The organism is Zetaproteobacteria bacterium (assembly GCA_003696765.1).
In the GTDB taxonomy this organism is placed as follows: domain Bacteria; phylum Pseudomonadota; class Zetaproteobacteria; order Mariprofundales; family J009; genus RFFX01.
Window position 1 is genome coordinate 1 of the sequence record RFFX01000018.1, and the last position, 9067, is coordinate 9067.

General features: G+C 68.5%; 6 protein-coding genes. 1 reads left to right on the forward strand and 5 read right to left on the reverse strand.

All coding sequences use genetic code 11. The features are described from left to right. The 5 genes from D6682_01930 to D6682_01950 form a co-directional block, all read right to left on the reverse strand. Positions 1 to 246 (reverse strand): AMIN domain-containing protein (locus D6682_01930; GenBank protein RMH52419.1); only part of this gene is annotated, 246 nt, incomplete at its 3' end. Further along, positions 243 to 1598 carry a hypothetical protein gene (locus D6682_01935; GenBank protein RMH52420.1) on the reverse strand — a complete coding sequence of 452 codons (1356 nt, stop codon included), beginning with the start codon at positions 1596 to 1598 and terminating at the stop codon, positions 243 to 245. The genes D6682_01930 and D6682_01935, both read right to left, overlap by 4 nt. 148 nt (positions 1599 to 1746) lie before the next feature. After that, positions 1747 to 1962, reverse strand: a complete 216-nt coding sequence (locus tag D6682_01940) for a hypothetical protein (GenBank protein ID RMH52415.1) — start codon at positions 1960 to 1962, stop codon at positions 1747 to 1749. 126 nt (positions 1963 to 2088) lie between these two features. Continuing rightward, complete coding sequence (locus D6682_01945) at positions 2089 to 4389, reverse strand: polysaccharide biosynthesis tyrosine autokinase (protein RMH52416.1); 2301 nt, start codon at positions 4387 to 4389, stop codon at positions 2089 to 2091. Between the two features lie 2 nt (positions 4390 to 4391). Then, a complete protein-coding gene (locus D6682_01950; protein ID RMH52417.1) occupies positions 4392 to 7391 on the reverse strand; it encodes a hypothetical protein in 3000 nt (999 codons plus the stop codon). On the opposite strand from D6682_01950, the gene D6682_01955 reads away from it, so the two are divergent. Continuing rightward, positions 7381 to 9030, forward strand: a complete 1650-nt coding sequence (locus D6682_01955; GenBank protein ID RMH52418.1) for a hypothetical protein — start codon at positions 7381 to 7383, stop codon at positions 9028 to 9030. The genes D6682_01950 and D6682_01955 overlap by 11 nt on opposite strands. The last annotated feature ends 37 nt before the right edge of the window (positions 9031 to 9067 follow it).

Sequence of the window (9067 nt, forward strand, 5' to 3'; positions counted from 1 at the left end):
CCCCCCCCGCCGACGCAGATCGCCCGCCGGAATGCGATCGCGGGCGTGGGCGATGTCGATCACCACCCGCTCCGGCCGGTGCAGACGGAAGAGCTTGTAGCGCGCCCGCCCCGTCATGTCGAGCACCAGTCGGGTATGGTCGGGCGCCCCCCACAGCCGCAGCCCTTCCACCGTCACCGCACCGGCCGGCTGCGCGCCGAACAGCACCGGCAGGAGCAGCAGAAGCGGCAGCAGGCGAGCGCTCACGCGGCCACCGCCTCCATCCGGCTGGCGGTCGATGGCGATGGGGCCTGCTCCCGTGGCCCTGCGGCCTGCTCCTCGATGAGCAACGCGGCGAGCAGCAGCCCCATCAGAATCATGAAGGGCTCCATGATGCGCACGATGATGAAGGTGTTGGCGCCGATGGCATGGACCAGCAGCCCGGCATAGCCGCACAGCGTGCCCAGCGCCGCCCCGCGCAGCTCCTCGTCGCGGATGCGGTGGTAGCAGCGGCGCAGCAGCACCCAGAAGCGGCGCAGCAGCCAAAGGAAGGCGGAGAAGCCGAGCAAGCCGGTCTCGGAGAGGACACGCGGGTATTGCGCGTCCATGAACTCCCCGCCGGTGACCCCCACCCCGAGCAGCGGATGGTTGGGAAACTCGACCGTGATCACCTTGTACCAGGCCATCAGCCGCTCCGAGGTGGAGGTGTCGATCTTGAGATCGCCCACCTTGAGCTGCCCCTCCTGCTGCTTCTGGGTGAAGGTGAACATGATGCGGTCGACCATGTTCTTCGGCACCACCGCCGGGGCCAGCAGCAAGCCGATCGCCAGCATGGAGAAGAGCAGCCGCTTGTAGTGGGAGAAGATGAGGAAACAGAGGATCGAAACCGCCATGGAGAGGTAGGAGCTACGCGACTCGGTATACATGAAGGGGACGATCACGATCGCCATCATCACTCCGAGCTTGAGCATGCGGCTGCGCCGCGGGGTGTGGAGAAACATCCCCAGCATCACCGAGAACATCAGCATCAGGTAGCCGCCGAAGGTGTTGGGCTCACCCTCCTCCCCTTCGAATGGGGCCGACACCCGCTCACCACTCGGGATCTGCGCAATGCCGACGATGGAGGCGAGCACGCAGGTGAGCAGCATCGTCGCCAAAAAGCGGCGGATGGTATCCTCGTCGTGCAGATGGTTGATGATCATGAAGAAGAGCAGGAAGTACTCCAGATACTTGAGTAGGAAGAAGGCGCCGTAGATCCCGATCTTGCCGTCGAAGCTGCCGAGGATGGTGGCCACCACCGAGATCGACCAGTACCAGATCAGCGGCCGGTTGATCGGCGTCCGCCGCAGGAAGCCGAGCTCCTTGTCGATGGCCATGCGGAACATCCAGGTGAGGCAGATCAACGAGAGCATGATGTCGTCCAGCCGCAAGGTGATCCCGCGGCTCTCGGTGGTGGTGACCAGGCCCGCGGCCAGCTCCGCCTTGCTCGCCCCGCCGAAGGTGATCTCCGGTGAGAGCAGAGTCATCAGGATGAGCAGGTAGAGGGAGAGCTCGACGTTGGTGAAGGCGATGGTGATCACCAGCAGCGCGCCCACCACCAGAATCGGCCCCTGGGCCATCTGCGGCGAGATCAGGTAGACCGCATAGACCAGCACCAGGCTGAGCAGGAAGGTGATGAAGACCGTGGGCGGCACCGGGATGCGCACCCTCCCTAACGCCACGGCCACCCCCCTCCGCCGCGACCGCGACCGACCGCACCGGAACGCCTCACTCCTTGAACAGCTCCCGACCGATCCGTTTGAGCTCCCTGACGGGCTCCCCCGCGGCTCCGGAGCGGCCCGAGGCTCCCCCCTCCCCGGCGAAGGGGGCGACCGCCCCCTCCCGCCGCGCCCGCTGATCGAGCCACTCGTCGACCACGATGACCACGAAGCCGGTGATCGCCATCAACAACGCGATGATCGCATATTGCCGGATCGCCCGCATCCTCCTGCGGCTGAATCGACGTCTGCGTCGCTGCAAGGTATCCATGGATCAGACCGCAAAACGCCCCTCCATGGACGTTTTGCTCGACGAACATCGAGAAGGACAGCCCTCCTTGGCCCCACAGCGCTAGCGGCGCTTGCGCCACGTCCGCCACCGTTCGGAGGCCGCCCCGCGCACGTAGAGCCAGGCATCCTCCAGCCAGGCGCGCGCCCGTTCGACCAGCGGCTTACGCACATACTCGTCCTCGGCGCCGTAGCCGTAGGCGTAGTACTGATCCATCTTCAACGCCTTGAAGTCGGCGGAGATCTCGCCGCGCACGCCGTTGAGCACCAGCCCGACGATGTTGGCGCCGACCCCCTCCAGCGTGGTCTTCACCCGCTTGAGCGCGCCGCGCACCACCGAACCGACATGGTAGACCAGCAACACGCCGTCCACCCGCCCGGCAAGGATGGTGGCGTCGGTGGTGTGCAGCGACGGCGGCATGTCGATGATGACGAAGTCGTACTCCTTGCGGAACTCCTCCAACATGGTGGTCATCGTCTCCGATGCGAGCAGATCGGGCGGATTGGCTCGGACGTTGCCGCAGGTGAGCAGCTCGAGCTGGTCGAGGCCGGGGGTGTACATCGCCATGTCGATCCCCATCTCCCCCAGGACGATGTCGGAGAAGCGCTTGACCGCGTCACGCCATGGATACTGGCCGAGCAGACAGTCGCTCAACCCCGGCCCCTTCTCCACCCCGAAGGTGTGGTGCACCATCGGCTTGCGCATGTCGCCGTCGACCAGCAGCACCCGCGCCCCCTGCTGCACCAGCACGATGGCCAGATTGGCCGCGGTGGAGCTCTTCCCCTCCTTCATGGTCGAGCTGGTCAGCATCAGCACCCTGCTCTTGCTCCCCCCCTGGGAGAAGAGCAGGTTGGTCCGCAGGCTGCGGTAGGCCTCCGACATCACCGCCGCCGGTGCGAAGTGGGTGATCAGCCGGATCTGCCGATCGAGCGCGCCGCCGCGTACGGCCAGCCCCTTCTGGCGGGAGAAGATCTCCTCCGCCTCCTCCTGCTCCAGCTGCGGGATGTAGCCGATCACCGGCAACTCGAGGAAGGACTCCACCTCCTCGATGGTGCCGATCGAGGTATCCATCGCCTCGAGGATCAGGGCGATCACCAGCCCGAGCACCAGGCCGAGGAGGAATCCTGCGGCGGCGGTCTGACCCAGCTTGACCGGGTTGATCCGGTCGTAGGAGAGCATCGCCGGCCGCACCAGGGTCACCGTCTGCTGCTGCTGCGATTCACGGATCAACAGCTCCTGGTACTTCTGCTCCAGCTGATTGAAGAGATCCTCGTTGATCGAAACCGTCCGGTTGAGCCGGGCCAGCTCCGCGGTGTCGGAAGGGATGCTGGCGAAGCGGGCGTTGGCCAGGGCGATGCGCCGCTTGAGTTCGCGCTCCCGGGTCTGGGTCAGCCGCACCTGGTTGATCAGCTCGTCGACCATGTCGACCAGGATGTCGTCCGCCTGCGCCTGCAGCTCACGCATCTGCGGATGCTCACTGGTGTAGGCGGTGGCCAGCTCGGTGTGCTTGAGCTGCATCTGGATCAGCCGCTGGTTGAGGGCGGAGAAGTAGTTGCTCACCTTCCCCACCACGGTGATGGCGGTGAACCCCTCGTCGGTGCGTTCAAACTGGCGCTTGAGTTGCTTGAGGGTGAAGCGCAGGTCGGCCAGATGCTGCACCGTGGCGCGGTACTGGTTCTCCAGGTCGTTGAGGATCCGGGTCATCGTCCTGGGATCGGAGCCCGCCAGCGTCATGCCGTGCTCCCGGCTGAAGCGGCGCACCGCATCCTCGGCCTCCTTCAGCCGCTTGCCGACCACCTCCATCTGGTTCCGGACGAACTTCTTCGCCTCGTAGACCTGACGGTTCTGCTCCTCCCGGTTGAAGCGGATGTACTCCTCGGCCACCGCCTGGGCCATGCGCTGCGCATCGCGCGCGTCGGGCGAGACCGCCGTGATGGTGATCAGCCCGCCGTTGCCCTCCTGCTCCACCTCGATGGCGTTCTTGAGCTCGATGATGCGGTTGATGTAGACCGGGTGGAGCCGCGCCTCGTCGCTGGAGACGTCGTCCGGGATGTAGCCCAGCGCCCGCGCCGCCCGCTCCATCAGGGCGTAGGAGCGGATCAGGCTGAGCTGGGTATCCATGTCGATCCGCTTGCGCCGGGTGCCGCCGCCGCTGAGTGTGGCGTCGACGTCGACGGTGGTGTCCACCTTGACCGCGGCCATCGAGCTGTAGAGCGGGGGCGGCTGGTGGAGCCAGGCGAAGATCCAGCTGAAGAGGCCGAGCGAAGCCGCGCAGAAGAGGATCACCCACCGCCGGCGGACGATGATCTGCCAGTATTCGTCGAGATTGAGGTCGTAGGCCCGCCCCTCGGCGATCGAGGCCATGGTCAGGGCCCCGCCGGAAGCGCCTTGATGGCGGCGTCGATGGTGGTGATGGTGGTGAAGGGGTTGGTGATCAGGTCGAGCGTCGGCTGGATGTCGGCGACGAAGCGGTTCCAGTTGTCGATCGGCCGGGGAGGCACGATCACCACATCCTTGTCGTGCAACACCACGTTCTGGGTCAGATCGCCCTCATGCATGAAGCGGTTGAAATCGACCGGAATGATCTGGGGGCTGTCCCGCTCCTGCCGCACGATGCGGATATCCCGCCGGTAGGCGCTCTTCCGGAACCCCCCGGCGCGGGAGACCGCCTCGAGGAAGGTGAGCTTGCCGATATACTCGACCAGCCCCGGCTTGCCCACCGCACCGAGGACGAAGACCATGTGCTTCGACTGGGCGCGTGAGGGAATGAACACCGTATCGCCGTCGTCCATCAGCGCGTTCTCCGACCAGTCGCCCTGATTGATCGCCCGGCGCAGGTTGAGGAAGATGGTCTTGCCGCCGCGGATGATCTGCACCCTGGTCATGTCGGCCTCCCTGGTCGGGCCGCCGGTGCGGGCGATGAAGTCGACCAGCGTCTCCCGGCCGTGGAGGAAATAGGTGCCGGGGCCGGTGGGCTGCCGCTGCAGATCCTTGACCTGCCCGAAGATGGTGGCGGTCTTGCTGCGCGCCTTGAGCAGCACCACGTCGACCCGCGGCTTGCGCTGGTAGCGCGCCAGCATGCGGGTGAGCAGATCGGCCAGCTCCATCACCGACTTCCCCTGCACCGGCGGCAGATCGTCGAGATAGGGCAGCGAGACGTGGCCGTCGGCCTGCACCGTCTTCTTGTAGGTGACGCTCTTGCCGCCGGTCCAGAAGGTGAACTGCAGCTCGTCCCCCGGCCCGATGATGTAGTCGGGGATCCCCTTGTAGGTCTTGAACACCTTGTTCTGCTTGATGTGGAACAGATCGCGCTTCACCGGACGGCTGCCCACCACGGGCAGCCGCACCCCCTTCGCCGGCAGCAGACGCTCGGCGTGGACCAGCACACGGCGGTTGGAACGCAGCGCCTCCGGCGTCCTTCCCGGACGCGCCGGCCTGGAGGCGCCGAAGGCGCGCACGGTGATCCGGCGGGGCTCCACTCCCCTCCGGCGCAACAGATCGGCGATGGTCTCGGCCCGCGCCCGGGAGAGGGCCATGTTGTCGGGGAAGGGGGGGCGATGGATGGGACGGCTGTCGGCGTGGCCGGAGATGGAGAAGCGGAAGGGGGAGAGATCGGAGCCGAAGCTCTCCAGCCAGTGGAGGAAACGTCGGCGCTCCCCACCACTGAGCCGGGCCGATCCGCTGTCGAAACGGACCACCGCCGGCATCCCCTCCGGGGTGCCGCCTACCGGCACGGGGCGCTCCCGCTCGGGGCGGCTGAACGACCACACCTCCACCCCGCCATCCTCGCGCACGGCCAGCACGTCCAACAGCCCCTTGTCGAAGACGTCGCCGAGATCGAGCCGGTAGTAGATCCCATAGTCGGGCAACTGATGGGGCCAGGGGAGAAACCGCCCCTCCTGCTTCGACCACTTCCACAGCCCCAACCCCTTGCCGACCGAGGAGGCGGCGATCAGCTCCTGCAGACCGTCTCCGTCGATGTCGCCGACCCGCACCGCACGCCAGGTGCCGGTGTGGACGATCTTCTGTCGCCTCCAGGTGCCGCTGAGCTCGTCGAGGCGGTGGTCGAAGCCGGGGGCGTCGTCGACCCCGCCGCGCAACCGATGCCCCCGCTCATCCGAGTCGCGCAGATTCCCCCGGTCGCCCGCGGCGGCCACCGCCTGCTCCCTCCAGCGCATCCCGACGCCGTGGCGGCCGCCTTCGGGCGGCACCTGCAGCCAGACCCGGATCCCCCGCTGGTAGAGCCCGGCCACCACATCGGGCAGCCCGTCGCCGTCGACATCGGCCACGCAGACAGACTCGGCGTCGCCGTCCACCGGCAGCACTTCGCGGGTCCAGCGCCCCTCGCCGTCGCCGTACCAGATCTGGACGCCGCCGGCCCAGTGCCAATCCCCCTCGTAGCTGCGCTCGCGCGAACCGATATCCCCCCGCTCGGCGGCGATGATGTCCAGATGGCCGTCGCCGTCGAGATCGGCGATGTCCAGATCGACGTAGTCACCGGCGTGCTGCGGGCCGATATCGGGCATCCATCCGCCGCGGCCGTCGTTGAGCCAGACGTTGATCCCGCCGGCCTCCATCTCCCTCCCCACCCGGGCGGCGACGATGTCGGGCCAGCCGTCGGCGTTGACGTCGGCGAAGCGGACCTGATGGTAGATCCCGTTCTCGATCGGCACCGAATGGAGCTTCCAGTGCATGCCGTCCGGCTGCCACACCTGCAGCCCCCTGGTGTCTCCCTCGCCGCCGATCAACACCATCAACCGGCCGTCGCGCCCGACATCGGCGACATCGAACGCGCGCGGCTGCATCGTGGTCTTCGGCCCGGCGAAGGAGGACCAGCGGCCGTGGCCGTCGCCCGCCTCGAACACGAAACCGGCGCGCAACCCCCGCTCCCCGATGAGCAGATCGAGCTTCCCGTCCTGGTTGAGATCGACAAACTTTCCTGCGAATCCAGGAACTTGCATCTGGGGCCCGACCGGATGCATGGTGTAGGTGGGATGGGGAACCCCGCGATCGCGCAAGGAGACGGTAGGGTGGGGCACCACCGTCCGGCAGGAGGCGAGCAGCAACAACACCCCTCCCCACAGCAACACACGGCCCGACCGCGATGAGCAGACAGCAGTCATGGAGCGCGGCAATACAACGGGAAAGCCGCGAGAAGTCAAGCCGCTGCGTCGGTTCTCCATGCCGGGTAGTGGACGGTTCCCCACCGCCGGATGCAGCATGCGCGGAATCAAGCGGGGGCAACACCCCCATGCCGGCCCGGCAGAAGGTCGGCATCCGCGGCCATGGAGGGCCGCGCAAACCGCCCGCCCGCGGCGGCAGGCGACCGATGTGTGAGGAATCCGAAGCGCGCGCATGACCGTCATCTCCGAACTCTTCTCGGCCCAGCGCCGCCTCTCCCCCGCCGGCCGGCGGGGGTGGGCGATCAGCCGGCGCCTCTTCCGCGACCCGGCCCCCGCTGCGGCCGACGCCGCGGCCCTGGTCGCGCTCGGCCCCGAGGCGGTCGAGCCGTTCCGCCTGGTGCTGGAACGCCACGGCGGCCGTCACGGCAGCGCCCGGCGCGAGGCGGTGGTGGAGCTGATCGCCTCCGCCGGTGGGGAGAAGGAGGGGGACGAGACCCACAGCGCCACCGTCATCGCCCTGCTCGGCAGCTTCATCGGCGAACGGGAGGGGCTGGCCGGCGCCCGGGCGGTGGCGCGCCTGGTCCGCTTCGGCCCCCGCGTGCAGGGGGTGCTGCTCAAGGCGCTCGCGGAGGGCAACCGGTGGTGCCGCAGCGAGGCCGCCCGCGGACTGGGCCGCATCGGCGGACGGCGCGCCATCCCCGGCCTGATCGCCGCCCTCGGCGACCCCGACCCACGGGTACGCGGCGAGAGCGCCGAGGCGTTGGGCCGGCTGGGCGACCCGCAGGCGGAACAGCCCCTCTTCTCCGCCCTGACCGATCCCGACTGGCTGGTCCGGGAGAGCGCCAGCTCCGCCCTGGTCCGCTTCAGCAGCGACGCGCTGGTCGACAAACTCGTGCGCTTCCTGCAGGAGGACGAGCCCTCCATCCGCAGTCAGGCGATCCACACCCTGCGGGAGATCGACACCCCCGCCGCCCGCGAGGCGCTGGTCTCCGCCCTCGACGACCCCGATTTCGAGGTGGTCTGGGACGCCGTCGGCGCGCTGGCCGATCCCCGCCACCATCCGGCGCTGCCGGCGTTGCTGCGCCGCTTCCCCGGCGCCGACGGCGCCCTGCAGGAGCGGCTGCTCGACTGCTGCCGCAAGATCGGTCCGGAGCGCCTGCCGCCGCTCTTGCACCACGACGAAGCGCGTATCCGTCGGGCGGCGGCGGAGTTGCTCGGCCGGATGGAACAGGAGCGCTTCCTGCCGCAACTGGTCGCCGCCTGGCAGACGGAGCACGACAGGGATGTACGGACCTGGATCACACTGGCGGTGGGGCGGCTGGTCGCCGCCTGCGGCGAACGGGCGCCGGATGAGGCCGTGCAGTTGCTGATCACCGCCGCCGGCAGCGACCACCGCGCCGAGCGTTACCACGCCGAACGGCTGCTGCAGGATCTCCCCCATCCGCTCGCCCGCCGCTTCCGCCACCCCGCGGGCGCCACACAGGTGGCCATCGACTGTCCCGGCTGTCTGGAGCCGGTCCGGCTGACACCGCCGCTCACCGGCCGGCGCTGGCACTGCCCCCACTGCCGGCTCACCTTCTCCATCCGCACCGGCGCCGACCGGCTGATCGTCACCCCCCTGGTCCACACCCCCCGACGGGAGGAGGAGCGGCGGGCCGATGCACCGTGGTACGAGGTGCTCGGGGTGGCGCCGGATGCCGAATCGGAGACGATCCGCCACGCCTTCCGCGGGCTGCTCAAGCAGTACCACCCCGACCGGGTGGCCGGCCTCGGCCCCGAGTTTCAGCGACTGGCCGAGGAGAAGACCCGCCGGCTCACCCGTGCGCTGCGCGCCGGGCTGGCCGCGCGGGGAGAAGCCGAAGGGGGAAAGCCACCGGCGTAGGCGCCCGCCCCCTTACCGATCCCCCCCTTCCAGGGCC